The organism is Sabulicella rubraurantiaca (assembly GCF_017355885.1).
Taxonomy (GTDB): domain Bacteria; phylum Pseudomonadota; class Alphaproteobacteria; order Acetobacterales; family Acetobacteraceae; genus Roseococcus; species Roseococcus rubraurantiacus.
Map to the genome: position 1 here is coordinate 78478 of NZ_JAFEUU010000014.1, position 25105 is coordinate 103582.

A 25105-nucleotide genomic window follows, 5' to 3' on the forward strand; every position below is an offset into this window, starting at 1 on the left:
CATGCGTCCCCGCCTCCAAGCGGCGCGCCGCCGGGCGCGAAAAAGGCAGACAGGACGATGGCGACCGAAATCCTCGTGCCCACCCTGGGCGAAAGCGTAAGCAGCGCGACCGTGGCGCGCTGGCTGAAGAAGGCCGGGGAGGCGGTGAAGGCCGACGAGCCGCTTGTGGAGCTCGAGACGGATAAGGTGACGGTGGAGGTGAACGCGCCCTCCGCCGGCGTCCTGGAGGCGATCGCGGTGCAGGAAGGCGCCGAGGTGGAGCCGGGCGCCGTGCTGGGCACCGTCGCCGCCGGTTCCGGCGCGGCGGCTGCCGCGCCGTCCAAGCCTTCCGACCCGAACCCGGCGCCGCCGCCCAACGCGGCCGGCAATGCGCCGGCGCCTGCCTCGGCTCCCGCGCCGGGCAATGCCGCGGCCAAGCCCGCAGGCACCGGGGGCGGTTCCGTCTCCGCCGCCGTGTCGCACAGCGCGCCGCTCCCCGCCGCCGCCAAGATGATGGCGGAGAACAGCATCTCGGCCGAGCAGATCGGGCAGGGCAGCGCCAAGGGCGGCCGCATCGCGAAGGGCGACGTGCTGGACTTCCTCCAGCGCCCGGCCGCCGCGCCTGCCAGCGCCCCCGCCGCCGCCAAGGCCCCCGCCCGCGCGCTGGAAGGCGGCGAGGAGCGGGTGAAGATGACGCGTCTGCGCGTCACCATCGCCCGCCGCCTGAAGGAGGCGCAGAACACCGCCGCCATGCTCACCACCTTCAACGAGGTGGACATGGGCGCGGTGATGGGCCTGCGCGCCGAGTACAAGGACCATTTCGAGAAGCGGCACGGCACGAAGCTCGGCTTCATGAGCTTCTTCGTGAAGGCCTGCGTCGCCGCCCTGCAGGAATTCCCCGCCGTGAACGCGGAGATCGAGGGCGACGAGATCATCTACAAGAACTTCGTCCACATGGGCATCGCGGTCGGCGGGCCGAACGGCCTCGTCGTGCCGGTGCTGCGCAACGCGCAGGACCTCGGCTTCGCCGAGATCGAGAAGGGCATCGCCGATTTCGGCAAGCGCGTGCGTGATGGCCAGCTGAAGCTGGAGGAGATGGCGGGCGGCTCCTTCACCATCACCAATGGCGGCATCTACGGCTCGCTGATGTCCACACCTATCCTCAACCCGCCCCAATCGGGCATCCTGGGCATGCACAAGATCCAGGAGCGCCCGATGGTGGTCGGTGGAAAGGTGGAGATCCGTCCGATGATGTACCTAGCCCTGTCCTACGATCACCGGATCGTGGACGGGAAGGAGGCCGTCTCCTTCCTCGTTCGCGTGAAGGAAGCGATCGAGGACCCGCGCCGCCTGCTGCTGTCGGTCTGAGCCATGCGTTCCCGCGAAGGCCAGCTTTCCGACAACCGCCCCATCTCCCGCTCGCGCGCGGAGAAGGAGAAGCAGCTGCGCGACCTGAAGGAGGTGCTGGCGGGCATGAAGCCCCACGCCACGCCCGCGCTGCGCGAAAGCGTGAAGAACAAGATCAAGGAGCTGGAGGCGGAGCTGTCGGCCCCGCCGCCGCCCCCGCGCGACCGGCGCCCGCCGCGGCGCGAGTTCTGAAGCGAAACCCAGGGCGGGGGAGGGAACTCCCCCGCCTTTTTCATGTCAGACCCAGGGCGCGCCCCGGTCCACCCGCACCACGCGGTTCACGAAGAGGCCGGGCGTCGCCACCTTCTCCGGGTCCAGCTCGCCCAGCTCGCGGATGTGCTGCACCTGGGCGACCGTCATCTCAGCGGCCATCGCCATGACCGGGTTGAAGTTCCGTCCCGACTCCCGGTAGGTCAGGTTGCCCCAGCGGTCGCCCTCCCAGGCCTCCACCAGCGCGACATCGCCCTTCAGCGCGTGCTCCATCACGTAGCGGCGCCCGTCGAACTCCCTCTCCTCCTTGCCCTTCGCCAGCAGCGTGCCGACCGAGGTGGCGGTGAAGAAGGCCGGGATGCCGGCGCCCGCGGCGCGCATCCGCTCGGCCAGCGTGCCCTGGGGAACGATCTCCAGCTCGATCTTCCCCTCGCGGTACAGCTCCTCGAAGACGACGGAGCCCTGGGAGCGCGGGAAGGAGCAGATGATCTTGCGGACGCGCCCCAGCTCCATCAGCCGCGCGAGGCCGACTCGCCCAGCGCCGGCATTGTTGGCGACGCAGACAAGGTCGGTCGCGCCCTGCTCGATCAGCCCCTCGATCAGCGCATCAGGCTGGCCCACGGAGCCGAAGCCGCCGATCAGGACGGTGGAGCCATCCTTCACCCCGGCCAGCGCATCGGCGACGGACTGGACGATCTTGTTGATCACGCGGCGATTCCCCTTTCCTCCCGGCGAGGCGCGCAAGTTGCGCCACGCCTGCCGGGGCGGCAAGGGTCCGGCCTCAGCGTCGCAGCAGCGCCGAGATCTCCGCGCCCGTCGGCACGCCGTTCAGCACCGCGAGGTCGCCCTGCATCAGCGCGCGCGAGGCGGCGACGACCGCGCCCATCGCGTGACGATAGTTTCCGCCGCCGATGGAGACGCGCCGCACTCCTGCCTCGGCCAGCACCGAAAGCGGCACGAGCCCGGAGCGCGGGCCTATCACCACATTCACCGGCTTGGGCGAAACGGCGCGCACCACCGCGCGGATGCTGTCCATGTCCGGCAGGCCCGGGGCGTAGAGCACATCCGCCCCCGCCTCGGCGAAGGCCTGGAGGCGGCGGATCGTATCGTCGAGGTCATTCCGCCCGTGCAGGAAGTTGTCGGTGCGTCCGGTCAGCACGATGCGCCCCTTCGCTGCCTTGGCAGCGGCTTCGATGCGGCGCACCGCCGCGTCGAAGGGATGGATGGGCGCCTCGGGATTGGCAGTCGTGTCCTCGATGCCCAGCCCGGCGAGGCCGGCCTCGATCGCTGCTTCCACCGTCGCGATGCAATCCTCCGGCGCGGGGCCGAACCCGTCCTCCAGGTCGCCATTCACCGGCAGCCCCGTGAGGCGGGTGATCATCGCGGCGTTGGCGATGGCCTCCTCACGCGACACGGCGGCCAAGCCATCCAGCCGTCCCATCGCCCAGGCAATGCCAGCCGAGGTGGAGGCGAGGGCCGGGAAGCCTTCCCGGGCCATCAAGACGGCGGAGCCGCCATCCCAAGGATTCGGCATGACGAAGCAGCCGCTTTCATGCAGGGCGCGGAAGCGCTCGAATCCTTCGGACATCGACTCACTCCTCTTCGGCGTAGGGATTCTCCGTGCCGCGAAGCTGCAGGCGGATCGGCACGCCTGGCATGTCGAACTCCTCGCGGAACCCGTTCAGCAGATAGCGGCGGTAATCCTGCGGCAGGAGTTCCGCGCGCGTCCCGAAGATCACCAGCGTGGGCGGGCGTGCCTTGGGCATGGTCGCGTAGCGCAGCTTGAGGCGCCGCCCATCCACCAGCGGCGGCTGGTGCCGTTCCAGCATCGTGCCGAACCAGCGATTCAGCGCGCCGGTGCCGACGCGGCGGTTCCAGCGTTCATGCGTGCGACGCACGGCCGGCATCAGCCGGTCCACGCCGCGTCCGGTGGCGGCGGAGAGCGGCACCACCTCGATGCCGCGAAGCTGCGACAGCGAAGCCTCCAGCACGTCGTCCAGCGCCGCCTTGGCTGCCGCACGATCCTCCACCGCGTCCCACTTGTTCAGCGCGATCACCACGGCGCGCCCCTCGCGCTCGGCGAGGCGGGCGATGCGGATATCCTGCTCCTCCAGGCCGAGAAGGGCATCGAGCACCAGCACCACCACCTCCGCCTCACGCAGCGCGGCGATGGAGGAGGCGACGGAGAGCTCCTCCAACTTCTGGGTGACTCGGGCGCGCTTGCGCATCCCCGCCGTGTCCACGAGACGCACGGGGCCGACCGCGTCGTGCCACATGGCCGAGACGGCGTCGCGCGTCAGCCCGGGCTCCGGTCCGGTGATCATCCGCTCCTCGCCGAGAAGCTGGTTCAGCAAGGTGGACTTGCCGGCATTGGGCCGGCCGAGGATGGCGAGGCGCAGCGGCTTCTCTGCGCCTTCCTCGCCCTCGTCCTCCTCCTCGGGCGGGAGTTCGGGCAGGTGCTCGCCGATCGCCAGCATCAGCCCCATGATGCCGTCGCCATGCTCGGCGGAAACGGCGATGGGCTCGCCCAGGCCAAGCTCGAAGGCTTCCATCGCCGCCGCCGCGCCGCCGCGTCCCTCCGCCTTGTTGGCGACCAGGATGACGGGACGCCGCGCCCGGCGCAGCCAATTGGCGAAGGCGCGATCGGAGGGGGTGATGCCCGCGCGCGCATCCACCACGAAGACGGCGACATCGGCCCGCTCCAGCGCCGCCTCGCTGCTGGCGCGCATGCGGCCGAACAGCGTCTCGGGCGCCGCTTCCTCCAGCCCCGCCGTGTCCACCAGCAGCACGGGCCGCCCGGCGATCTCGGCCTCCACCTCCTTGCGGTCGCGCGTCACGCCCGGCGTGTCGTCCACGATGGCGAGGCGCCGCCCGGCAAGGCGGTTGAACAGGGAGGACTTGCCGACATTCGGCCGTCCGAGGATCGCGACGACCGGAAGGGCGCTCACCTCACCCCACCCCGCGCATCGCGGCGACGTCGCCGCCGTCCGTCAGCAGGTAGAGGCTGTTGTTGGCGATGGCCGGCTGCAGCGTCGTCCCGCCCGCGATGCGCGTGCGCTGCGTGATCTGGCCCGAGCCCGGCTCCACCTCGACCATCTGGCCGTGGCTGCCTGCGACGAGGATGCGCCCGCCCCCCAGCACGGGCGGCGCCCAGGTGATCGGCCGGCGGCGCCGCGCCTCGTCCTCGAAGCCGGGCAGGGGGCTGATCCAGCGGATGCGTCCGTCGGCGCGGCCGATCGCGGCCAGTTCCGAACGGCTGGACAGGACGAAGACCCAGTCCCCCGCGACGGCCGGGGTCGCCCCGCCGCCCAGATCGCGCTCCCACACCCGGCGACCGGATCGCAGGTCGATGGCGACCGTGCTGCCGCCCAGACCGACCGCGTAGACGCGCCCATTGTCGATCACCGGCATGGCGGTGATGGCGCTCAGCTCGGCCAGCGACAGGCTGTTGCGCGAGGTGCCGAGGCTTTCGCTCCACTGCACGCGCCCATCGGCGACGCGCAGCGCGACCAGTTCGCCGGAGGCGAAGCCCGCCACCGCCACGTCGCCGTCCACTGCCGGGGCCGGCAGGCCGAGCGGCAGGGCCTGCACCGGGGAGGAGCGGAAGGTCCAGGCCTGCTGGCCATTTTCCGCTGCCAGCCCGATCAGGTGCCCTTCCACCGTCAGGACGAGGATGCGACCGCCTGCCACGGTGATGCCGCCGCGCGCCGGGGCGGGCAGCGGCTCGCGCCAGCGGATGCTGCCCGTCTCGGGGTCGAGGGCCATGATCTCGGACAGGCCGGTGGCGACGAAGAGCGTGCCGTCCGCGAATGCGATGGCCCCGCCCAACGCGCCGTCACGGTCGCGCCGGGGGCGGCTGTCCGTCTGCCAGCGGCGCGCACCGCGCGCCGTGTCCAGCGCCGTGATCCAGCCGAAGGCATCCGCTGCGAAGACCGTGTTGCCCACCACCAGCGGCGGGCAGGTCAGGCGGCGGCGATAGGCTGTGCCGGTGCCGATTGAGCTGGTCCAGACCTGACCCAGTGGGCTGGGCAGAGACAGGTGGCCGGGATTGTGGCCCAGCGGGCCGCCTGCCACCGCCCAGTCGGTATTGAGCTGTGCGGGAGGCAGCACGAGGGGGCGACCCGACGCCTCGCGATCCACCTCGACGCCGCGCTCGGCGGAAAGGATGGGGATGCGCTCGCCGGGCAGGGGGGTCTTGCTGCTGCCGACCACACGATCGACCAAGTCCTGCGTGGTTTCGCAGCCGCTGAGGAGAAGACCGGCCCCGGCGAGGAGCGCGGCGCGGCGGCCCATTGCGTGTGTCATCAGCTTCCCAATCCTCCGAGCAGCCGCCCGGCACGGTCGCGCACGCCCTGCGGCGCTGCCTGGTCCGACAGGATGGCCTCGAGCGAGCGTCGGGCCTGCTCCGTGTTGCCGCGCCGGATGGCGAGCAACGCCAGCACCTCCCGTGCCGATGCGCGCCAGGGCGCCCCATCGGCCGCGAGGGGGAGGAGGCGCGACTCCACCGAACCGGGCTCGGCCGAATCCACCGAATGCAGCGCCCACATCACCGTGGCGAGGTCGCGATAGAGTTCTTCCACCGCCGTGTCGCGCGACAGCGCATCCCAGGCGGCCAGCGCGCCCTCGCGATTGCCGGATTCGGCCAGCAGGGCGGCCTCGCGCAGCCGCGCCAGGGTGCGATAGCCCGTGGGCGCCTCTGCTGCGACGGCGCCGAAGCGCTGGGCGACGGCGGCGAGGTCCGCATTCTCGGCCGAGGCGGCTTCCGCGGCCTGCAGGAACTGCCCGGCCGCGATGCTGGCTTGGCGGGCTTCCCACCACTTCCAGCCTTCCCAGCCGCCCACGCCGGCGAGCACGATCAGCGCGAGCCCGGTCAGGGCGCCGCCGAAGCGCTGCGCGAGACGCTGGGCGCGTTCAGCCCGCAGTTCCTCGTCAACCTCGTCAACCAGATCCGGCAATGCCATCCGTCCCGCTGCAAGAAGGCGAGGGTCTAGCAGCATGTTCGCGCCCCGTTAAGGCGCAGGGCGCTTGGCTGCCCGGGTGCGCCCTTCCATCCTGCCCTTCCTCCTCCTGCTTCTCCTCCCCGGATGCGATGGCCCAGCCGCCGTCGCCACGGTGGGGGTGAACGTCGCTGCGTTGATGGTCACAGGCCGCACCGTGCCCGACCTCGTGGTGAGCGGGGTGACGGGACTTGACTGCTCCGTGGTGCGGCTGGACCGCCGCCTGTCCTACTGCGCGTCGCGCGAGGAGGTGGCGAGACACATCCCCTATTGCACCCGGTCGCTGGGCTCGGTGGATTGCTGGGTGACCCGGCCGGCCGCCATCCCGCAGCCGCGCGGCGTGGCCGACACGCCCCCTCTTTCCGCCCAGTAAGGACAGGCGAGCAAGACCGGAATCGGATGGCCGGCGTTCGGTATGGCGGGGCTTCGACGATGTGGGTTGAACTGGATGGCCACGGCACGGATGCTGCCCGTCTGAAGGACGGATCAACACAGCCTTCCTGTCGTGTCAAACTTGCTTTATTCTCTTAGTCATACGGGGGTTTTCTGCTTATGCAGCACGCATCCAGGACGACCGTGGCGCGCTGGCAGCCGAGCCGAGGTCGTGACTTACTGGCGCGCGTGGCCTATCCGGTCTTCTGGTTGCTGAACCGGCCCTCCATGGCGTGGTTCGGTCGCGCTGCCTATGATTTCGCCCTGCGTTGCAACGGCATCGCCATCAACTTCCGGGGTCGCCACGGCCTGTCCGCAGCGGAGGAAGCCTTCCTCGCGCGGATCGCACCGGAAATTGGCGAGGGCACGGCGCTCGACGTGGGCGCCAACACCGGGGCCTATGCCATTGCCCTGCGTCGCCTGGCTCCTCAGGCGCGCATCCTGGCCTTCGAGCCCCACCCTGCCACCCGCGCCACGCTGGAGGACCGCCTCGCCGGGGCTGGGGTGGAGATCCATGCGGCGGCGCTTGGCGACACGGTTGGGGAAGCAAGCCTGTTCGACTTCGCATCCGCCGATGGTTCGACCCAGGCAAGCCTGTCGCGCGATTCGGTCGCGCTCTACGAATCGGAAGTGGTGGAGCATCCCGTCGTCGCCACGACGCTGGACCACTTCCTGGACGCACAAGGAATAGGGGACGTGGCTTTCCTGAAGGTGGACACGGAAGGCCACGACCTGCACGTCCTGCGCGGCGCGCGTGAGAGCATCGCCCGTCGGCGCTTCCGCGTGATCCAGTTCGAGTTCATCGGCGCCAACATCGCAACCGGGGTGACGATGCGCGACTTCTTCGATGCGCTTCCCGGCTACCGGATCTCGCGGCTTTGCCTGAATGGCGGCGAGATGCCGCTCGACCCCTACAGCGTGAAGCGCTGCGAGATCTTCGTGAACCACAACCTGATCGCAAGGCCTATTTAGTGCCCTCAGACGCCGGGCGCGGCCTCCGGCCGCTTGGCTTGCGCGCCTCAGACGAGGTGCGCTGGTTCGGCGGTTCCGAGCCGCGCGCCGGCCGCGTTGCGGCCGGTGGGCGGGGGAGGGGCGTCCCGCCCCTCAGCGGAAGGCGACGGGGCGGCCGACCGGCGTTCCCAGCACCTCATCCTCGCGCATCACCACATGGCCGCGCACGATCGTGCCCACTGGCCAGCCCTGGCAGCGATGCCCGGCGAAGGGCGTCCAGCCGCAGGGCGAGGCGATCCAGCTTTCCTCGATCACCCGGCTCTTCGCCATGTCCACCAGCGTGAAGTCCGCGTCGTAGCCTACGGCCAGACGCCCCTTGTTCACCACGCCATAGACCCGGGCCGGGCCGGCGCACATCAGGTCCACCAGCCGCATCAGCGACAGGCGGCCATTGCTCACGTGGTCCAGCATGATGGGGACGATGGTCTGCACGCCGGTCAGCCCCGCCGCGCAATCCGGCCAGGGGCGCTCCTTCGCCGCGCGGGAATGCGGGGCGTGGTCGCTGCCCACCACGTCCACCCGCCCGTCGCGCACCGCGGCCCAGGCGGCTTCCAGGTGGCGCTTGTCGCGGATGGGCGGGTTCATCACCGCGTAGCCGCCCAGTCGGTCATAGGCTTCGTCCGTCTGGGTGAGGTGGTTCATCAGCACCTCCACGGTGCAGATGTCCCGGTAATCGGCGAGGTATTCCAGCTCCTCCGCCGTGCTCACGTGCAGGATATGCGCCGGGCGGCCGGTCTTGCGAGCCAGGGCCATCAGACGCCGCGTGCCGAGAAAGGCGCATTCCACGTCGCGCCACTCCGCGTGCATGCGGTGCGGCATGCCGGACTGATAGTTCGGCTTGCGCTCGCGCAGCCGGTACTCATCCTCCGAATGGTAGGCGATGCGCCGGCGACCCGAGCGCATCACCGCCTCCAGCCCCGCATCGTCCTCGATCATCAGGTCGCCCGTCGAGGAGCCGGCGAAGACCTTGATGGCGCAGACATTCTCCTCGACCTCCAGCGCGGCGAGCTCGGCGATGTTGCGCCGCGTCGCGCCGACATAGATTCCGAGGTCACACCACGCCGTTTCCTCCACGCGCGCGCGCTTCCACGCGATCTGTGTGGAGTCGGTGATGGAGGGGCTGGTGTTGGGCATGTCGAACACGGCGGTCAGCCCGCCCAGCACCGCCGCCTTGGTGCCGGTGCCGATCGTCTCGACCGCCGCGTCGCCCGGCTCACGCAGGTGGACATGCGCGTCCACCAGCCCGGGCAGCATGTGCAGCCCCTTGCAATCCACCACTTCCCGCGCCTCGGCGGTGCGAAGGTCGCCCATCGCGGCGATGTGTCCGTCGCGCACGCCGACGTCCAGCGCCTCGATGCCCCAGGGCAGCACGGCCTTTCCGCCGCGAAGGATCAAGTCGAACAAAGTGGCATTCTCCCGGCAAGTCGGGCGTAAACTGCGCCGGACAGGAGGAAAAATCCATTGGCCCAGCCCACCTGGCTCGAATGCGCGCTGAATGGCGCCTGGACACGCGAGCGCCAGCCCCGGATCCCCGTCACGGTCGCTGAGATCGTGGAGGAAGGCGCGGCCGCTTCCGCCGAAGGTGCCGCCATCCTGCACTTCCATGCCTATGACGAAACGACCGGCGAGCAGCGCGATGACTGGCAGATCTATGCCCGCATCATCGAAGGTCTGCGCGCCCGCACCGACGCCATCCTCTACCCCACCGTCCCGGGCGAGGCGACGCACGCGCCGGACCGCTTCGCGCATATTCGCGAACTCGCCACGCGCGGCCTGCTGGAATGGACGGTGCTGGATCCGGGCAGCGTGAACCTTTCCGCGGCGGGCAGCCCGGGGCGCGGCACGGTGTATCGCAACCCGCCGCGCGAGCTGGGGCCCATGGCCACGTTCTGCGCCGAGCAGCGCCTCCATCCGGGCTATGCGATCTACGAGCCGGGCTTCACCCGCGCCGGGGCCGCGCTGGCGCGGCAGGCGGGGATGCCGACGCCAATTTATCGCTTCATGTTCAGCGACCGCTTCCTCTGGGGCTTCCCGCCGCGCCCTCGCTTCCTGGACGCGCATCTCGCGCTGCTGGCAGAATGCGATCCCGGCGCGCCCTGGATGGTGGCGGGGCTCGACGTGGATCTTTCGCCGCTGCTGGAACACGCCGCCTCGCGCGGTGGCGGGCTGCGCGCGGGGCTGGAGGACGCGCCGCTCGGCACGGAGGCGAACAACGCTGCGCTGACCCGCGCCGCCGCGCGCCACGCCCGCCGCTTGGCCACGCCGAAGGAGATCCGCGCGGCGCTTCAGCCCAGATAATCGAAGACGCTGCCTTCCGCCGGGACGCCCTCGACATGGCGGCGGTGCCACAGCGCGTAGAAGAGGAGGTGCCAGGACGCCGCGCCTTCGCGCTTGCCGGAAGCGGCGCGGAACAGCGCCTCCACCCGTCCGGGGCGGCAGATTTCGGCGATGCATTCCTGCCGCGCCACCATGGGGCCCAGGCGCTCGGCATGGGCGGCGATCCAGGCGCCGACCGGCACGGTGAAGCCCTGCTTGGGGCGGAAGGGCTCGCTGGCCGGGAAGCGCCGGTTCAACCACTCGCGCAGCAGCCACTTGCCCTGACCGCGACGCACCTTCAGCGAGTCGGGCAGGCGGAAGCAGGCTTCGGCCATGCCGGGATCAAGGAAGGGAGTCCGGCCCTCGACGCCGTACGCCATCAGGCAGCGATCCAGCTTCAGCAGCAGGTCATTGGGCAGCCAATCCGCCACATCCAGCGCCTGCGCCGCCTGCAGCCGCGTGCGCCCGCCCTCGGCCGCCTCGGCTTCCGCCGCCGCGATGCCGTCGCGCCAGGAAGGCGGTTCCTCGCGCAGGACGCCCAGCCGGTCGAAGGCGCCGCGCGAGCGCATGGCGCGGCCCCAGCGCCACCAGGGACGCATGGCGGCGCGGTAGCGGCCGTAGCCGCCCAGCATCTCATCCCCGCCCTCGCCGGAAAGCACCACCTTCACCTCTTCGCGTGCGCGTCGGGCGAGGAACCAGGAGGGAATGATGGCGTAGTCCGCGGCCGGGTCGTCCATGCAGGCGACGATCTCCGGCAGGTGGCGCAGAACCATCACCTCGGTCACCTCCACCTCCACGTGGCGAGCGCCGGCAGCCTGGGCGGCGCGGCGCGCGGCCTCGCGCTCGTCGGCCGCGCCCTTCACGTCGAAGCCGGCCGTGAAGGCGGTCACGGGATTCTCGTTCAGCCGTGCCATCATCGCCAGCACGGCGGCGCTATCCGTCCCGCCCGAAAGAAACAGCCCATAGGGCACGTCGGAACGCTGATGCAGCGAGACGCTTTCCTCGAAGGCGGCGTCGAAGCGGGCGATCGCCTCCTCCTCGCCGATCGCCTCCGGCCCGCCTTCGGGCAGGGCGGCGCGGCGCCGGCGCTCGGTCACGCGGCCATCGGCGATCGTGAGGCTCTCCCCGGGCAGCAGGCGAGTGATGCCCGAAAGGATCGTCTCCGCGCCGGTGGTGAACTGCAGCTGCAGCAGCTCGTCCCGCGCCTCTTCCCGCACGCGCGGTGCGACGAGGCCGGCCGCCACCAGCGCCTGCATCTCCGAGGCAAAGGCGAGGCCGCCCGGCACCTCAGCCACGTAGAGCGGCTTGATGCCGAAGGGGTCGCGCGCCAGCACCATCCGGCGATGCGCGCGGTCGTGCAGGGCGATGGCGTACATGCCGCGCAACCCCTCGACGAAGCCCAGCCCGTCGCGGCGATACAGGTGCAGCGGCGGCTCGCAATCCGAGGCGGTGAGGCAGGACAGCCCGTGCGCGTCGCGCAATTCGCGGTAGTTGTAGATCTCGCCATTGGCGACCAGCGCCGCCCCACCGGCCAGCAGGGGCTGCTGCCCGGTTTCGAGGTCGATGATGGAAAGCCGCGCATGGGTCAGGGCGGCATTGCCGGCGACGTGGCAGCCCTGCCCGTCGGGGCCGCGATGCGCGAGGGCGCCCGTCAGCGCCTCCAGCACCTGAGGGCCTGGATTCTCCCCGGCCCGCAGCGCCAGACCCGCCAGCCCGCACATCAGGAACGACCCGCCATGGGGGCGACCTTGTGCAGGAGATCGCGCCACAGGGAAAGCACGGGGGCCTCGGCGTGGTCCGCCTCGAAGGCAGCGCGGCCGGCGGCGGCCAGGGCGGCGGCGCGAGCGGGCGAGGCCAGCACCTCGGCGATGCCGCGCGCCAGGGCCTCGGGGCTTTCGATGGGGACAAGGATTCCCGTCTCCCCGTCGCGGATCAGCTCGCTCGGGCCCTGGGCCGCGGCGGCCACCACCGGGCGCCCCGCCCCCCAGGCCTCCAGCACCATGTTGCCCAGGGGCTCGTGGCGCGAGGAGGAAACGAAGACATCCGAGGCAGCGAGCAGCGCCCCCACGTCGTCGCGCCAGCCGGGCAGGTGGACACGCCCTTCCACTCCGCATTCGCGCGTGAGAGCTTCGAGTGCCGCGCGCTCCGGCCCTTCGCCGGCAATCACCAGGGTCGCATCGGGAAGCAGGGCCATCGCTCGGATGAGAACGTCGAAGCCCTTGTTGCGATGGAGCCGCCCGAGACCGAGCAGGCGCGGCGGGTTTCCGGGCAGCGAGGCGGGGGCGGCGCCGGCATAGTCCGTGGCGAAGTTCGGCAGGTGATGCACGCGCTCCCTCGGCCAGCCCTGGGAGACGATCCAGCGCACGAGGTCGTGCGTGTTGGCGACGAGGTGGTCGCAGCGCCGGTAGTGGCGAAGGTCGTAATACCCGCCCAGCCGCCCCACCAGCACCCAGTCTCCGGCCGGCGCGTGACGAGCGGCGCGGTTCATCCAGGCCATCACCACATCCGGCCGCCATTCGCGCAGGACGCGCCGCAGGCGCGGTCGCGTCAGGAGATCCAACGGCCCGCCGAAGCCCAGCTGCACAGGCTTCAAGGCGGCGAGGCGCGCGGCGCGTTCCGCGTCGCGACGGATCACTGGTAGCACCTCAACCCCCGCGCGCGGCAGGGCAAGGCTCAGCCGCTCGAAGAAGCGCTCCGCGCCCCCCATCTTCGCCCCGGCCATGAGATTGGCGAGCCTCACGCGGCCAGCGCCTCGAAGCGCGCGGCGACCTCGTCCCAGGAGGGGCCGGGGCCGTGCCGGAGGGCGGCGCGATGCATGGCAAGCCAAGCCGCGTCGTCGGAGAGCAGGCGCCGCGCCGCCGCGACGAAACCTTCCGCGTCGCGCGCCACCACGCCCGTGACGCCATCCTCCACCCGCTCCGCTACCGCGCCCCGATCCATGACCACGCAGGGCAGGCCCATGGCTTGGGCCTCGGCGAGGGCGAGGCAGAAGGTCTCGCCCGCATCGCCGGGGTAGAGCATGACGCGTGCGCCCAGCAGCGCCTCGCGCAGCGCGGGGCGGGGTAGGGGGGACAGCAGCTGCAGCCCGGCTTCGCGCGCCGCCTCCAGCGCAGGGGCGGCGCGGGCGGCAAGCCGGGCATCGCCGCCATAGGTCGCGGCGCCCGAATAAGCGCGGAACTCGCCGATGCCGATGCGCGGCCACAGCGCCGCCAACTCGGCGAGGCCTCGCAGTGGGGAGGAGGTGAAGACGGCAACCGGAGGCGGCGGGGCGCGCTCGGGCGCGGGCCTGTCGAAGGGCGGCGCGAGGGCGAGGGGGATGGAGACGCGCCGCCCGGGCAGCCAGGAAGGCAGCGTCGCGGCGTGGCTGGGGCCAAGCGTCACCAGCACGGGTCGCGTCAGCAGCAGCGGCCAGGCATGGCGCGGCTTCCGCAGGTAGCCCGCCGGGTTGTGCAGCCACAGCACGCGCCTTCCGCGCGGCAGGGTCCGGAACAGTCGCGGCACCCGCGCCGTCACCACGAGGTCGGCGCTGGCAGGCATCGGCGTCGCCTCGCCCTCGAAATGCAGCGTCAGCTCGTGGCCGCGCCGCCGGAACGCCTCGGCCAGCAGGGAGAAGGCGGTTTCCACCCCGCCCAGCGGACGTTCCGTGACGGCGTCGGCGGTGATGCGTGGCCCTTCATTGGCCAGCACGATCCTCAAGGACGATGCCTTTCCGGCTCCAGACGCGCCTTGAGGTGCGACAGCAGCGGAAACAGCCCGGCGCAGAGTGCGATGAGGAGGCCCCAGCCTCCTTCCCGGTAACCCTTGCGGCCCACGTAGCACTTGATCGTGCGGCTGACGAAGCGGCGGACATTGTCCGGCAGCGTGCCGATGTTGCCCGAGGCCAGGAGGTCGGCCGCCTTGGCGCTGGAATACCGGTCCAGGCGCTTGAGCATGTCGGAGATGTCGCGGTCCAGCTCGTGCCGGATGCCGTGCGCCTCGATGCGCTCGCCCTCCGTGCCGTTCCAGTCGAGGCCGGGATGGACGCGCTGCGCCCGCCAGTGCTTGGCGCCGCGCCGGAACAGGATGGGCTTCAGCGTGGTGCCGAAGCTTCCGCCCCAGCCATGGCGGATCAGCCGTCCGCCCACGTAGTTGTCGATCCGCACCCTGTGAAAGCCATGCGGGCTGGATGCGATGACACGGCGGATCTCGGCGCCCAGATCGGGCGGCACGCGTTCATCGGCGTCCACCTCCAGGATCCACTCGCCCTCGCAGGCAGCGATACCGGCATTGCGCCGGTCGCCCTCCAGCTCCCATGCGCCTTCCAGCACGCGCGCGCCCTGCGCCCGGGCGATGGCGGCGCTGCCATCCGTTGAGCGGTCCAGCACCACCACGACCTCATCCGCGAAGCCGAGGGTGGAAAGGCAGTCGGGCAGGCGCGCCTCCTCGTTGCGCGCGACGACCAGGGCAGAGAGCCTCATGGCACGGCTTCCTTCGCCAGCAGCGCGCCCGCTGCGTGCAGCACCTGCGCGACGGAGAGGCGCTGCATGGGCGTGGCGCCCGGCGGACCCTTGGCCAGCACGGCACGCGCCCTTGTCCCCACAGGGGCGTATTCGCTCGCGGGCGTCGGGCCGAATAGGCCCAGCGTCGGCGCGCCCGTGGCGGCGGCGAGATGCATCAGCCCGCTATCATTGCCGATGAAGAGCGCGGCGCGCGACAGGGCGGCGGCGGCCTCGGGCAAGGTCAATTGCCCGACGAGGTCCACCGCATCCGGCAGGGCCTGGAGAACCGGGTCGGCGGCCGCGCGCTCTCCCGCGCCCGGCCCTCCCAGGATGGCGATGCGCGCACCGGCGAGCGTCCCGCCCGGTGCGGTGAGCGCCTCCGCCACGGCGACGAAGCGCTCAGCCGGCCAGGTCTTGGTGCTCCAATTCGCGGTGGGGCCGAGCAGCAGCCAGTTCGTGCCGGGCAGCAGCGCCTCGGCGCGCGAGGAATCCTCGTCGTTCCACCAGGCCACCGGGCGCGGCGCGGGGTGCACGCCCAGGGCAGCGGCGAGGTGCAGGAGCCGGTGCCCCTCCCGCCGCCCGCCGCGCATCACCGCGCGCCGCCGCGCCAGCAGCGTCCAGGCGAGGGCGGAACCACGCAGATCCACCACCAAGTCCCAGTGTGTCCCCGCCACCTCGCGCCACAGCCCGAGCCAGTGGAGGGACCAGCGCTTCTTTTCCAGGAGGATCAGTCGTTCGAGCCGGGGCATGCGCGCGAACACCCCTTCCGCCACCACGCCGCAGGCCACGGTGAAGCGCGCCTCCGGATGCACGCGCATCAGGTGGTCGAGCAGCCCGGTAGACAGCACCGCGTCGCCGATGCGGGTGGAGGATACGAAGAGGATGCGCACGGCGCATCCCTTACCACGGCCTCCCCCGGTTGAACCCCCCCGCCAGCCCCGCCACATCCTTCCCATGCCTGTCGCCCACCTTTCCGACCGTGCCGTCCTCGAACTCTCCGGCGAGGACCGGATCGCCTTCCTCCAGGGTCTCGTCAGCAATGACGTGGCGACGGGAGCGCCGGTCTGGGCGGCGCTGCTGACGCCCCAGGGCAAGTGGCAGGCGGATTTCTTCGTGGTGCCATCAGAAGACACGCTGCTGCTGGACGTGGAGGCGGCCCAGGTCGCTTCCGTGCAGGCCCGGCTGATGCGCTTTCGCCTCCGCTCCAAGGTGGCGATGCGGGCGCGGCCGGAGCTTTCCGTCACGGCGGGCTGGGAGGTGCCGCCCCCGCCCGGCGCCTTCGCCGATCCGCGCCTGCCCGAAGCGGGGTGGCGCCTCCTGTCGGCTGCACCGCCTGAGCCGGATGGCGCGGATTACGAGGCGCACCGGCTGCGTCTCGGCCTGCCCGGCGGCTCGCGCGACCTGGAGGAGGGGCAGTCCATCCTGCTGGAAGCCGGGTTCGACGAACTCCACGGCGTGTCGTGGACCAAGGGCTGCTACATGGGCCAGGAGCTGACGGCACGCACCCGCTATCGCGGCCTGGTGAAGCGCCGCCTCGTTCCCGTCCGCATCGACGGTGCGCTGCCGCCGCGCGGCACGCCGGTGCTGCGCGAGGGGCAGGAGGTGGGCGAGATGCGCTCTGGCCAGGGGGGGCGCGGCATGGCGGTGCTGCGCCTCGCGGCGCTGCGAGGGGAGGGAGCGCTGCGATGCGACGATGCCGTGCTGCACCCCGAGATCCCCGCGTGGATGCGCCTGCCCGAAGCTGCCGATGCGTGAGGGACCGGGGGTCTGGCCGCCGCCGCCCCTGGTGGTGGGTGGGCTGCTGCTCCTGGCCTACTTGGCCGGATGGGCGGTGCCTCTGCCCGTCCATCGTCCCTTGGCGGGGGCGGGAATCACGCTTGCGATCCTGTCCCTGGCCTGGGTGTTCTGGGCGCTGGCGGTGATGCGTCGGGCCGGGACCGATCCGCGTCCCTTCACCCCGGACACGCAATTCGTGGGCAAAGGCCCGTTCCGCTTCGGCCGCAACCCGATCTATCTGGGCTTCCTCGGCATCGCCGCCGGGATGGCGCTGTGGTGGGGTCAGGGCTGGGGCTGGCTGGCCTTGCTGCTCGCCTTCCTGTGGCTAGACCGCGCGGCGGTGCGCAAGGAGGAGGCGTATCTGCGCGGGCGCTTCCCGGCTTCGTATCCGCCCTATGCCGCCAAGGTCCGGCGCTGGATCTGAGGGTTCCGCTCAGCCTTTGATCCGTCGCGTTTGCGGCCATGGTTGAACTTCTGGTCGACTGGCCAGAGGGTTTGGGCCGGCAAACCGGCCATGTCCGTGCGCAAGGCCAGCTCTCGCCTGCTGACAAGGCGCTCCAGCCTTTTGCCTCCCCAAACCCGTCAGGCAGCGGTCCTTATGTCGGGCTTGTCACTGAGTCTGACAATATGGGATGTTGGTTGCATCCTCCCGCAAAAATATACTCTTTGTCTAACATTGTAGCCAATGTTAATCCATGTGGATGGGGGGAGCTTGGTTCACAACCATGAGGAGCCCACATGGAGTACGTTGTTCCGCGTCCCGAAAATGCTGGTCAAACCAAGGAGTTGGCGCTTTCTACGCAGGAGGCGGTACCCGGCCTCCTGAGGAAGCGAGACAGCTCTCGCCCTCTAAAAATCCTGTCTTTCTCCAGTCTTTTTCCCAATCCCATCCAGCCGACGCACGGCATCTTCCTTCAGCATCGGCTCGCACACCTTGCGAAGGTTCCGGGGGTCGAGGTGAGGATGGTGGCGCCGGTGCCCTTTCTTCCCAGCGCCATGAGGCGGATTGAGCGGTATGGCGCCTATGTGGATGTGCCTTCGAAGAGCGCTCCCAGCGGCATCCAGACGCGTCATCCCCGCTATCCGGTGATTCCCAAGATCGGGATGACCGTTGCCCCAGCGTTGATGGCGGCGGCGCTTCTTCCCGAGATCCGGCGCATTCGTGCCGAGGGCTTCGATTTCGATGTCATCGACGCCTATTACCTGTATCCAGACGGCGTCGCTGCAGCCCTCATTGCCAAGGCCATGCGCCGGCCCTTGCTGCTGACCGCTTTTGGAACCGACGTGAACCTGCTTCCCACCTTCGCGACCGTGAGGCCGCAGGTGCTCTGGGCCGTGCGGCAGTCCGTCGCGGTGACCTGCGTTTGCCGCGCACTGGCGGATCGCCTCGTCGAGCTCGGCATCGAACGCGACAAGACCGATGTCATCCTCCACGGGGTCGACCTCGACCTGTTTCATCCGCCTTCGGACCGTGCCGAGCTCCGGCGGAATCTCAAGTTCGAGCGCCCGACGCTGCTTTCCGTCGGCCATCTCATTGAAAGGAAGGGGCACGGCTTCGTCATTGACGCGATGCGCAACTTGCCGGGCGTCGACCTCGTGATTGCGGGAAGCGGCCCGCTGGACAGCGCTCTCCGCCAGCGCGCTGAACGAATGGGCGTCGCTGACCGGGTGCGCTTCGTCGGGAACGTGAACCAGGGGACCCTTGCTGGTCTCATGGGCGCGGCGGATGCGCTCGTCCTCTGTTCCGACCGCGAGGGGCTTGCCAACGTGCTCGTCGAGGCCATGGCCTGCGGGACGCCTGTCGCCGCCACGCCGGTCTGGGGCTCGCCGGAGGCGGTGCAGGATTGGCACGCCGGTGTGCTGCTGGCGGACCGCTCTTCTGCCGCTGTCGTCGAAGGCGTGCGCGAGTTGCTGGGCCACCGGCGCGACCGGCAGCGGACGCGCGCCTGGGCTGAACAGTTCTCCTGGCCTGACGCGGCGCGACGCCACGCCACTCACGCCTTCGCGGCCATCTAGGAGATAGATCGGTGCCGCCACTGCTGCTGCATGTCTTTCCAACCTTCGCGGTGGGAGGGGCGCAGATCCGCTTCGCCTCTCTTGCCAACCGCTTCGGCCCGCGGTGGCGGCACGCCATCCTTTCTCTGGATGGCAACTTGGCCTGCCGGGAGAATCTGTCCCCCTCCCTGTCGGTTTCCTTCCCTGAAATCCGCCTGCCCAAGGGGCGCATCTTCTCCAACCTGCCGACATGCCGACGGGTAATCCGCGACCTCGCGCCCTCCGTGATGGTGACGACGAATTGGGGGTCCATCGAATGGGCCATGGCCAATCTCCTCCCCCTCGTTCCCCACATCCACGTCGAGGAGGGGCTGGGGCCAGATGAGATGGGCCGGCAGCACTGGCGGCGGATCTGGGGAAGGCGCCTTGCGCTCCGTCGCAGCATGGTGGTGGTGCCAAGCCACGGCCTGGAGCGCATGGCAACGGGGAGCTGGGGTGTCGCGCCGCAGCGCCTGAGGCGCATTCCCAATGGCGTCGACCTTGCGCGTTTCCGGCCCAGCGGACGTAGCGCAGGAAGCCCCCTCACCATCGGCACGGTCGCGGCGCTCCGCCCCGAGAAGAACATCCACCGCCTTCTCAAGGCATTTCGTCTCCTCCGGGATGGATGGCAGGCGAAGCTGGTGATCGTCGGTGGCGGAGGTGAGCTCGGCAGCTTGCAGGCAGCCGCCCAGAAACTGGGCGTGTCAGAAGACGTCACGTTCACGGGGCCGACAGCGCGCCCCGAGGAGCACTACGCCCGCTTCGACATCTTCGCGGTGAGCTCAGACACGGAGCAGATGCCATTGAGCGTCCTGGAGGCGATGGCTTCGGGCCTTCCTGTCGTGTCCACTGACGTGGGCGATGTTCGGCTCATGCTTCCTGAGGAAAACCTCCCCTTCGTCGTGCCAAAGAGCGCGGACGCGATAGCGCGTGCTCTTGCCAACTTGGCGAGGGATGAAGGGATGCGCCTACGTCTTGGCGTCACCAACCGGAGGCATGCCGAGGAGAACTTCGATCAGGAACGATCGCTCGAGGCATGGGGTGCAACTCTGGATGAGGCGGCGAGGTCATCCTCAGCCATCCGGTCGCCCGAAGAAAAGAATGAACTTGATGCGCGTCTGGTATGAGGGCTTTGGCTGAGCCAGCCCCAACCTCACAAGCGCGCTTCTTCGTAGGCCGATGCCCTGTGTTCGCGGGTCTCGATCTGGGATCCGCGTCTCGACGCTCCCGCCGATGGGTCACCCGCGATCAGCGGAGTGAAGGAGGCGCCATGGTCCCGAGGCTCGGTGCGGGAAAGTCACCGCTCAAGCCTAGGGTGGTGGCAAAGCATCTCGTCCGACGCGACAGGTAGGATTGGTCTCGGCTGCGGAAAGAGCTTTGCAGGGACGCAGCGGAGAGCCGCACAGTCGTGCCCAGGTCTGTTCATCTGCGGCAAGAGGCGAGTGTCAAAGAAGAGCGCAGCGCCCGGCGCCCAGACCCTTCAAGACAGTTCTGGAGTACATGCCTCCCTGCCTCGAGGGCTGATAAAGACACTCCTGAGAAAGGAGCGTTGGGATTGGTTGTCCGCCGCTCTCCCTATCGGAGATGCCGAAGCTCCTCTTTTGATCTGTATCCAAGGTCTGGTTGGCCGCAGGCAGCGCTGGTTCTTTGCCGGGGATTGCGGGGTACCACATCCATGTGCCCGCTTCGGGAAGGGCTATAGGGACTGCTGAACCCAGTCCTGGACAACATGAATGTAGCGGGCCGGGCGTGCCGGCCCGCTACGGGAGAGTTCCGCTCTTCTCAGGCCGCGAATCGGCGAGCGGCGCCCAGCCCTGCGAGGCCACCGATCAGCAGCAGCAGGCCGCCGGGAGCCGGGACCGGGGTGCCGTTCGGATTGCAGCCAGGCAGGTTGGGATTGGTCTGGCAGGTATCCACGATCTCCTGCAGCTTGGCGTTGGCGAAGGTCGTGACGAATTGCTGCACCACCTGCTGGTTCGGAGAACCGAACTGGCTCAGGTCGAACACCTGCCCGCCATTGCTGGTGGTCAGGTTGCCGTACGCGGCAATGGTGTCCGAGTTCGAGAGGACGGAGTTCAGCAGCGCCTGGCGGCTCTTCAGCAGGCTGTCGGCCACGGCGGCCGTCACCGCGGCGGCGTTGACGCAGAGCGGCCGGGAGACGGTGCACGCATCACCGATGCTTGGCTCATCCGTGATCAGGATGATGTTGGTGAGCGAGTTCGCGCGGAAGTTCAGGGTGGACGATTGGTTGTCCAGGCCATTCAGCGCGAAGGCGATGGCCGAGTAGCCGGGCTCGGTGCCGCCGTTGGTGCGCAGGCCCTGGGCAGCCGTTGCGAAGCTGCTGGCGTCGGTGACATTCGAGATCAGCCGAGGCACGACGTTGCTGTCGCCATAGCCGACCAGTGCGTAGCGGGCGTCCACGCCACCTGCCGACAAGATGTTGGCGAACGCGGCGATGTTGTTGCGCAGGTTCGCTTGGACGCCGCCCATGCTGCCGGACTCGTCGACCACGAACACGATGTCCGTGCGGATGGGCGCTGCGTTGGAAACACTTGCAATCAGGCATGCGAGCGCCGCGAGAGGCGCCGCAAGAATCTTTCGCATTAGTCCCTCCTGCTGAACTTTCCGCAACTGATTCGTTGCGCCCTCGTTCAGCAAGAAGCGTGCCACCAAATAGATTCAACCACTTGGCACCTGGGTTGCCCTGTCATGTAAAGATTCTCCCGGTGGCAGAACATCCAGTCTCCGCTTTCGAAACTCGAACTGACCGTTCTTGATTGGACGTTCTTGGCCCGTTGCGATGCATCCCTCCTCCTACATTCCAAGCCGCGCCCAGGCTGCCCGTTCCTCCGCTGCGGCCATGGCACCTTCCGCCAGGGCCCGACCCGAGGGCAGCAGGGAGAAGGGGAAGCGCCGCCGCTTCCCGCCGATCCGCACCAGCTTCACCTTCGGCCCAAAGCGCCGCTCTGCCTCCGAGCGGAGGTCACCCAACCGGTCGCACAAGCCGAGTTCGAGGCCGCGCCGCCCGGCCCAGAACCGCCCGGTGAACAATTCTGTCTCGGGCGCCTTCAGTCGCGTCCCGCGCCGTTCCCGCACCCAGGCTTTGAATTCCTCGTGCAAATCCTGCAGCAACTCCTCCAGCCGGGCGCGATCGGCATCCCGCTCGGGCAGGAAGGGGTCGGCAGTGGCCTTCTCCGACCCGGCGGTACGCAGCCGCCGCTCCACCCCCAGCCGCGCCATCGCCTCCTGGAAGCCGAACCCGGCGGAGATGACGCCGATCGAGCCGAGGACGCTGGCCGCGTCGGCCACGATCTCGTCTGCCGCGCAGGCGATCCAGTAGCCGCCCGAGGCCGCTGCATCCTCGCAAACCGCCACCACGGGGAGTTTCTTTTCCGCCGCCAGTTGCCGGATGCGGCGGGCGATCAGCGCGGATTGCACGGGCGACCCGCCGGGCGAGTTGACGGCCAGGAACACCGCCGAAGCACCCTTCAGGCTGAAGGCCCGCTCCAGCACCGGGGCCAGGCCAGCGAGGTTAAGACCGCCCAGGAAGCCGGCGCGGGCGGAGATCGGCCCTTCCAGTCGCACGACGGCGACGGTCGGGGGGCGGGGGGACAGGAAGGGGATGCGCATGATGCAGAGATGCCGATCCCCCGGCAGACCGCAACCGCCGCCCAGGGGGTGGGCGTTTGGGTGGCAGTCCTGGAACCCTCCAACATGATCACGCAGCTCAATCCGCCCTTGCCCCTCGACACCCCCAAGGGTCCGGCCCTGGCGCATTTCGTGATTGATTACGGGCCGGAATCGCACCTGATGTGGGTGTGTTTCCTGGACGAGAACGGGCAGTGCTGGACGGTGCCGAACCCGGAAGTGCGCATGCAGAGCAATTGGTCCCTGGGCCGCCGCTTCGGCAAGGCGGAGGCGGTGCAACCCCTGCCGGCATCGAGCTTGATGCCGCGCGCCACCCATGTCCCCATCGCACGATGACCGACATCGCAGCCTTGCTCCGCCAGACCCGCCGCATCGCCGTGGTCGGCGCGTCCAACAAGCCCGAGCGCCCCTCCTTTGGGGTGATTCGCTTCCTGCTCAACCGCGGCTACGAGGTGACGCCGGTCAATCCGGGCCTCGCGGGGCAGGAGATCCAAGGGCGCCGCGTGGTCGCGACGCTGGAGGAGGCGGGGCCGCTCGACATGGTGGATGTGTTCCGCCGCTCCTCCGAAGCGGGCGCCGTGGCCGATGAGGCGGTGCGCTTGGGTGCCAAATCCGTCTGGATGCAGCTTGGCGTGATCGATGAGGACGCCGCCGCCCGCGCCCGCGCCGCCGGAGTGGAGGTGGTGATGGACCGTTGCCCGGCTATCGAATGGGGACGCCTGGGTCTGCCATCCCGCATTGCGTGACGCGCGCGTAACCATCCGATCAGATCCTTGAAATCCCGGTAAGGCCGGGCCATTTCCCGCGCCGTCCGGGGCCTACCGAATCGCCCCCCTCAGGAGGGAAGGACACATGACCGAGGAAGAACGCCGGATCATCACGGAGTATGTGCAGCGCGTCGCCGGGGTGTCGTCTGCCGCGCCGTCCGGCGGCCCGTGGAATTCCGGCCGCGTGCCCAGCACCGGCCAGGGCGCCGCGCCGAACCTGCCCCCGGTGGACCCGGATGCGGATCGGCTGATTGGCGAGCTGTTCCAGCGCCATCCGGAAGCGCGCTACCGCCTGACGCAGACCGCCTTCGTGCAGGAACACGCGCTGGTCCAGGCGCAGAACCGCATCCAGGAACTGGAGTGGGAGCTGGAGAATTCCCGCCGCCAGGCGGAGGCCGCCAGCAACCGTGGCTTCTTCGGCCTGGGCGGCTCGCGCCCCGCGCCGATGCCGCCGCGCCCGCAGCCGGTTCAGGCGCCGGGCGGGATGAACCCCGCCATGATGGGGCGCCAGGGCCCGGGCTTCCTGGGCACCGCCATGATGACGGCGGCGGGCGTCGCCGGCGGCATGGTGCTCGGCAACATGCTGATGAACGCATTTGGCGGCGGCGGGGCCGCTGCGGCAGCGACGAGCGCGGGGGCCGGTGCCTTCGGGACGGAGGCGGTGCCCACCTCCTCGGCCTGGACCGATCCCGGTTCCGCCTCCGGCTTCGGCGGCAATGACGCGACCCCTGCCGGCTATGACGATGCCTCGGGCGGGTATGACGACGCGGCCGGCGGCTACGACGACGGCGATTACGGCGACGAGGAAATCTGACGCCGAGCGCGGCGGGGGCACGCTCCCCCGCCGCTTGCGCCGCGTCCCGGGCGGCGCGATGAAGCATGCATGCGGCTTCCGGACCTCGACCTCGACCTGCTGCGCGGCTTCGTGACGGTCGCCGAGCGCGGCGGCTTCACCGCGGCGGGGCAGGCGCTCGGCCTCACCCAATCCGCCGTGTCGCTCAAGGTAAAGCGCCTGGAGGAGATGCTGGGCCGCCCTGTCCTGGTGCGCGGCCCCAAGCGCGTTTCCCTGACGCGCGAGGGCGAGACGCTGCTGGCCTATAGCCGCCGCATGTTAGCCCTGAACGAGGAAGCGGTGCGCCGCTTCGTGGCGCCGCCCGTCGGGGGGCGGCTGCGCCTCGGCGTCGCCGACCATTTCGTGCCGCGCCACCTCACCCCCACCCTGGCGCGCTATGCCCGCACCTGGCCTGAACTGCGCATCGAGGTGGAGGTCGGCCGGTCCCACGAACTGCGCGCGCAGCTGGCGCGGGAGGAGCTGGACCTCGTCCTCGGCAAGCGGCGCGACGGGGAGACGGAAGGGCGGCTTCTCTTCACCGATGCGGTGATCTGGGTGGCCTCGCCGGATTTCGTCCCACCGGAGGGGCGGCCTCTGCCGCTCGCCATGCTGCCGCAGGGCTGCATGTTCCGCGACCGTGCCCTGACTGCGCTGGCCCGCGCCGGCATCGCCTTCGAGGTGGTCTACACCTCGCCCTCGCTGATGGGGGTGGCGGCCGCGGCGCAGGCGGGGTTCGCCCTGACGGTCCTGGGCCGCACCGGCATCCTGGATGGGCTGGTGGAGCGGCCGGGGCTGCCGGCGCTGGGCACGGCGGAGATGTGCCTGTTCGGCGACGCCGGCAATCGCTCTCCCCTGGTTGAGCCCCTGATCGAGGAACTTCGCGCCGGCTGAAACGTGGGGCTCCCGGCGGCATTCAGCCCCGCATGGCGCTTGCGGACATCGTCGGTGGCTTGGCCACCCTCTGCTCCATCTCCTCCTTTGTGCCCCAGGCCTGGAAGGTGATTCGCACTCGCGACACCGATGCCATCTCCACGCGCATGTACGTGCTCACCGTCACGGGGTTCAGCCTGTGGCTCACCTACGGGATCATGCTGGGCGCGCTGCCGCTGATCGCTGCGAACGGCACCTGCCTGCTGCTGTCGGCCTTCATCCTGGCGATGAAGCTGATGCCGCGGCGCAAGCGCGAGGAGGTGGCGCAGAGCTTGGGCGGGTGAGAAG

At 70.0% G+C, this 25105-nt stretch carries 26 protein-coding genes and 1 pseudogene; 14 read left to right on the forward strand and 13 right to left on the reverse strand.

Annotated elements, in window-relative coordinates; all coding sequences use genetic code 11:
• Positions 1–57: 57 nt before the first annotated feature.
• Together odhB and JTJ31_RS19620 are read left to right on the forward strand one after the other, a co-directional pair.
• Positions 58–1347: a 2-oxoglutarate dehydrogenase complex dihydrolipoyllysine-residue succinyltransferase gene (gene odhB, locus JTJ31_RS19615; protein ID WP_207540437.1), complete on the forward strand. Its 1290-nt coding sequence runs from the start codon at positions 58–60 to the stop codon at positions 1345–1347.
• Positions 1348–1350: 3 nt separating this feature from the next.
• Positions 1351–1536 (forward strand): annotated as a pseudogene (locus JTJ31_RS19620) (hypothetical protein); the annotation flags it as partial.
• Positions 1537–1623: 87 nt separating this feature from the next.
• Here the strand turns inward: JTJ31_RS19620 and JTJ31_RS19625 are convergent.
• The 5 genes from JTJ31_RS19625 to JTJ31_RS19645 form a co-directional block, all read right to left on the reverse strand.
• Entirely contained in the window at positions 1624–2304 is a 681-nt protein-coding gene (locus JTJ31_RS19625; RefSeq protein WP_207540439.1) for a 3-oxoacid CoA-transferase subunit A, read from the reverse strand.
• Positions 2305–2377: 73 nt separating this feature from the next.
• Positions 2378–3184, reverse strand: a complete 807-nt coding sequence (locus JTJ31_RS19630) for an isocitrate lyase/PEP mutase family protein (protein ID WP_207540440.1) — start codon at positions 3182–3184, stop codon at positions 2378–2380.
• A gap of 4 nt (positions 3185–3188) precedes the next feature.
• Complete coding sequence (gene der / locus JTJ31_RS19635; protein WP_207540441.1) at positions 3189–4544, reverse strand: ribosome biogenesis GTPase Der; 1356 nt, start codon at positions 4542–4544, stop codon at positions 3189–3191.
• A gap of 1 nt (position 4545) precedes the next feature.
• Positions 4546–5901: an outer membrane protein assembly factor BamB family protein gene (locus JTJ31_RS19640; protein ID WP_207540442.1), complete on the reverse strand. Its 1356-nt coding sequence runs from the start codon at positions 5899–5901 to the stop codon at positions 4546–4548.
• The gene (locus JTJ31_RS19645) at positions 5901–6557 is read right to left on the reverse strand and encodes a tetratricopeptide repeat protein (protein WP_236020447.1); all 657 of its coding nucleotides are present in this window, start codon (positions 6555–6557) and stop codon (positions 5901–5903) included. The genes JTJ31_RS19640 and JTJ31_RS19645 overlap by 1 nt, the downstream gene beginning before the upstream one ends.
• 64 nt (positions 6558–6621) lie before the next feature.
• Here JTJ31_RS19645 and JTJ31_RS19650 point away from each other — a divergent pair, with 64 nt between their 5' ends.
• Positions 6622–6966 (forward strand): hypothetical protein, encoded by a 345-nt coding sequence (locus JTJ31_RS19650; protein WP_207540443.1) that lies wholly within the window; start codon positions 6622–6624, stop codon positions 6964–6966.
• 203 nt (positions 6967–7169) lie between these two features.
• On the forward strand, positions 7170–7997 hold the full coding sequence (locus tag JTJ31_RS19655) for an FkbM family methyltransferase (protein WP_207540444.1): 828 nt from the start codon (positions 7170–7172) through the stop codon (positions 7995–7997).
• Positions 7998–8129: 132 nt separating this feature from the next.
• Here the strand turns inward: JTJ31_RS19655 and JTJ31_RS19660 are convergent, their stop codons facing one another.
• The gene (locus JTJ31_RS19660) at positions 8130–9440 is read right to left on the reverse strand and encodes a dihydroorotase (RefSeq protein ID WP_207540445.1); all 1311 of its coding nucleotides are present in this window, start codon (positions 9438–9440) and stop codon (positions 8130–8132) included.
• A 57-nt stretch (positions 9441–9497) separates the two neighbouring features.
• Here JTJ31_RS19660 and JTJ31_RS19665 point away from each other — a divergent pair, with 57 nt between their 5' ends.
• Positions 9498–10334 (forward strand): 3-keto-5-aminohexanoate cleavage protein, encoded by an 837-nt coding sequence (locus tag JTJ31_RS19665; RefSeq protein WP_207540446.1) that lies wholly within the window; start codon positions 9498–9500, stop codon positions 10332–10334.
• Here JTJ31_RS19665 and asnB read toward each other — a convergent pair.
• The 5 genes from asnB to JTJ31_RS19690 are packed head-to-tail and all read right to left on the reverse strand — an operon-like array spanning position 10322 to position 15720.
• Positions 10322–12073: an asparagine synthase (glutamine-hydrolyzing) gene (gene asnB / locus JTJ31_RS19670; RefSeq protein ID WP_207540447.1), complete on the reverse strand. Its 1752-nt coding sequence runs from the start codon at positions 12071–12073 to the stop codon at positions 10322–10324. The two genes, JTJ31_RS19665 and asnB, sit on opposite strands and share 13 nt — an antisense overlap.
• Positions 12073–13074, reverse strand: coding sequence for a glycosyltransferase (locus tag JTJ31_RS19675; protein WP_207540470.1), 1002 nt, complete (start codon positions 13072–13074; stop codon positions 12073–12075). Before JTJ31_RS19675 ends, asnB begins: the two co-directional genes overlap by 1 nt.
• 14 nt (positions 13075–13088) lie before the next feature.
• Positions 13089–14039, reverse strand: a complete 951-nt coding sequence (locus tag JTJ31_RS19680) for a glycosyltransferase (RefSeq protein ID WP_328805778.1) — start codon at positions 14037–14039, stop codon at positions 13089–13091.
• A 5-nt stretch (positions 14040–14044) separates the two neighbouring features.
• Complete coding sequence (locus JTJ31_RS19685; protein ID WP_207540449.1) at positions 14045–14809, reverse strand: glycosyltransferase family 2 protein; 765 nt, start codon at positions 14807–14809, stop codon at positions 14045–14047.
• Positions 14806–15720: a glycosyltransferase family 9 protein gene (locus JTJ31_RS19690; RefSeq protein ID WP_207540450.1), complete on the reverse strand. Its 915-nt coding sequence runs from the start codon at positions 15718–15720 to the stop codon at positions 14806–14808. Before JTJ31_RS19690 ends, JTJ31_RS19685 begins: the two co-directional genes overlap by 4 nt.
• A 64-nt stretch (positions 15721–15784) precedes the next feature.
• Between JTJ31_RS19690 and ygfZ the strand changes: the two genes are divergently transcribed.
• The 4 genes from ygfZ to JTJ31_RS19710 all read left to right on the forward strand — a co-directional run bounded on the left by ygfZ (position 15785) and on the right by JTJ31_RS19710 (position 19767).
• Positions 15785–16585, forward strand: coding sequence for a CAF17-like 4Fe-4S cluster assembly/insertion protein YgfZ (ygfZ, locus tag JTJ31_RS19695; RefSeq protein WP_207540451.1), 801 nt, complete (start codon positions 15785–15787; stop codon positions 16583–16585).
• Complete coding sequence (locus JTJ31_RS19700; protein WP_207540452.1) at positions 16578–17030, forward strand: methyltransferase family protein; 453 nt, start codon at positions 16578–16580, stop codon at positions 17028–17030. The genes ygfZ and JTJ31_RS19700 overlap by 8 nt, the downstream gene beginning before the upstream one ends.
• A 314-nt stretch (positions 17031–17344) precedes the next feature.
• Positions 17345–18622: a glycosyltransferase gene (locus JTJ31_RS19705; protein WP_207540453.1), complete on the forward strand. Its 1278-nt coding sequence runs from the start codon at positions 17345–17347 to the stop codon at positions 18620–18622.
• 50 nt (positions 18623–18672) lie between these two features.
• A complete protein-coding gene (locus tag JTJ31_RS19710) occupies positions 18673–19767 on the forward strand; it encodes a glycosyltransferase family 4 protein (protein ID WP_328805779.1) in 1095 nt (364 codons plus the stop codon).
• 655 nt (positions 19768–20422) lie between these two features.
• Here the strand turns inward: JTJ31_RS19710 and JTJ31_RS19715 are convergent.
• Positions 20423–21244 (reverse strand): vWA domain-containing protein, encoded by an 822-nt coding sequence (locus JTJ31_RS19715; protein ID WP_207540455.1) that lies wholly within the window; start codon positions 21242–21244, stop codon positions 20423–20425.
• 210 nt (positions 21245–21454) lie between these two features.
• Entirely contained in the window at positions 21455–22270 is an 816-nt protein-coding gene (locus JTJ31_RS19720; protein ID WP_207540456.1) for a S49 family peptidase, read from the reverse strand.
• Positions 22271–22279: 9 nt separating this feature from the next.
• Here JTJ31_RS19720 and JTJ31_RS19725 point away from each other — a divergent pair, with 9 nt between their 5' ends.
• From JTJ31_RS19725 to JTJ31_RS19745, 5 genes are all read left to right on the forward strand, one after another.
• The gene (locus JTJ31_RS19725; RefSeq protein WP_207540457.1) at positions 22280–22624 is read left to right on the forward strand and encodes a hypothetical protein; all 345 of its coding nucleotides are present in this window, start codon (positions 22280–22282) and stop codon (positions 22622–22624) included.
• The gene (locus JTJ31_RS19730; protein WP_207540458.1) at positions 22621–23034 is read left to right on the forward strand and encodes a CoA-binding protein; all 414 of its coding nucleotides are present in this window, start codon (positions 22621–22623) and stop codon (positions 23032–23034) included. Before JTJ31_RS19725 ends, JTJ31_RS19730 begins: the two co-directional genes overlap by 4 nt.
• A gap of 106 nt (positions 23035–23140) precedes the next feature.
• Positions 23141–23869 carry a DUF2076 domain-containing protein gene (locus tag JTJ31_RS19735; protein WP_207540459.1) on the forward strand — a complete coding sequence of 243 codons (729 nt, stop codon included), beginning with the start codon at positions 23141–23143 and terminating at the stop codon, positions 23867–23869.
• 69 nt (positions 23870–23938) lie between these two features.
• Positions 23939–24778 (forward strand): LysR family transcriptional regulator, encoded by an 840-nt coding sequence (locus JTJ31_RS19740; RefSeq protein WP_207540460.1) that lies wholly within the window; start codon positions 23939–23941, stop codon positions 24776–24778.
• A gap of 32 nt (positions 24779–24810) precedes the next feature.
• A complete protein-coding gene (locus JTJ31_RS19745) occupies positions 24811–25101 on the forward strand; it encodes a SemiSWEET family sugar transporter (protein WP_207540461.1) in 291 nt (96 codons plus the stop codon).
• Positions 25102–25105: the final 4 nt, after the last annotated feature.

Excerpts from the sequence above, each read along its gene's own strand:
- odhB (WP_207540437.1), top strand. The coding sequence starts at position 58 with ATGGCGACCGAAATCCTCGTGCCCACCCTGGGCGAAAGCGTAAGCAGC.
- JTJ31_RS19630 (WP_207540440.1), bottom strand. The coding sequence starts at position 3,184 with ATGTCCGAAGGATTCGAGCGCTTCCGCGCCCTGCATGAAAGCGGCTGC.
- JTJ31_RS19640 (WP_207540442.1), bottom strand. The coding sequence starts at position 5,901 with ATGACACACGCAATGGGCCGCCGCGCCGCGCTCCTCGCCGGGGCCGGT.
- JTJ31_RS19645 (WP_236020447.1), bottom strand. The coding sequence starts at position 6,557 with ATGGCATTGCCGGATCTGGTTGACGAGGTTGACGAGGAACTGCGGGCT.
- asnB (WP_207540447.1), bottom strand. The coding sequence starts at position 12,073 with ATGTGCGGGCTGGCGGGTCTGGCGCTGCGGGCCGGGGAGAATCCAGGC.
- JTJ31_RS19675 (WP_207540470.1), bottom strand. The coding sequence starts at position 13,074 with ATGGCCGGGGCGAAGATGGGGGGCGCGGAGCGCTTCTTCGAGCGGCTG.
- JTJ31_RS19685 (WP_207540449.1), bottom strand. The coding sequence starts at position 14,809 with ATGAGGCTCTCTGCCCTGGTCGTCGCGCGCAACGAGGAGGCGCGCCTG.
- ygfZ (WP_207540451.1), top strand. The coding sequence starts at position 15,785 with ATGCCTGTCGCCCACCTTTCCGACCGTGCCGTCCTCGAACTCTCCGGC.
- JTJ31_RS19700 (WP_207540452.1), top strand. The coding sequence starts at position 16,578 with ATGCGTGAGGGACCGGGGGTCTGGCCGCCGCCGCCCCTGGTGGTGGGT.
- JTJ31_RS19705 (WP_207540453.1), top strand. The coding sequence starts at position 17,345 with ATGGAGTACGTTGTTCCGCGTCCCGAAAATGCTGGTCAAACCAAGGAG.
- JTJ31_RS19715 (WP_207540455.1), bottom strand. The coding sequence starts at position 21,244 with ATGCGAAAGATTCTTGCGGCGCCTCTCGCGGCGCTCGCATGCCTGATT.
- JTJ31_RS19720 (WP_207540456.1), bottom strand. The coding sequence starts at position 22,270 with ATGCGCATCCCCTTCCTGTCCCCCCGCCCCCCGACCGTCGCCGTCGTG.
- JTJ31_RS19725 (WP_207540457.1), top strand. The coding sequence starts at position 22,280 with ATGCCGATCCCCCGGCAGACCGCAACCGCCGCCCAGGGGGTGGGCGTT.
- JTJ31_RS19730 (WP_207540458.1), top strand. The coding sequence starts at position 22,621 with ATGACCGACATCGCAGCCTTGCTCCGCCAGACCCGCCGCATCGCCGTG.
- JTJ31_RS19735 (WP_207540459.1), top strand. The coding sequence starts at position 23,141 with ATGACCGAGGAAGAACGCCGGATCATCACGGAGTATGTGCAGCGCGTC.
- JTJ31_RS19740 (WP_207540460.1), top strand. The coding sequence starts at position 23,939 with ATGCGGCTTCCGGACCTCGACCTCGACCTGCTGCGCGGCTTCGTGACG.
- JTJ31_RS19745 (WP_207540461.1), top strand. The coding sequence starts at position 24,811 with ATGGCGCTTGCGGACATCGTCGGTGGCTTGGCCACCCTCTGCTCCATC.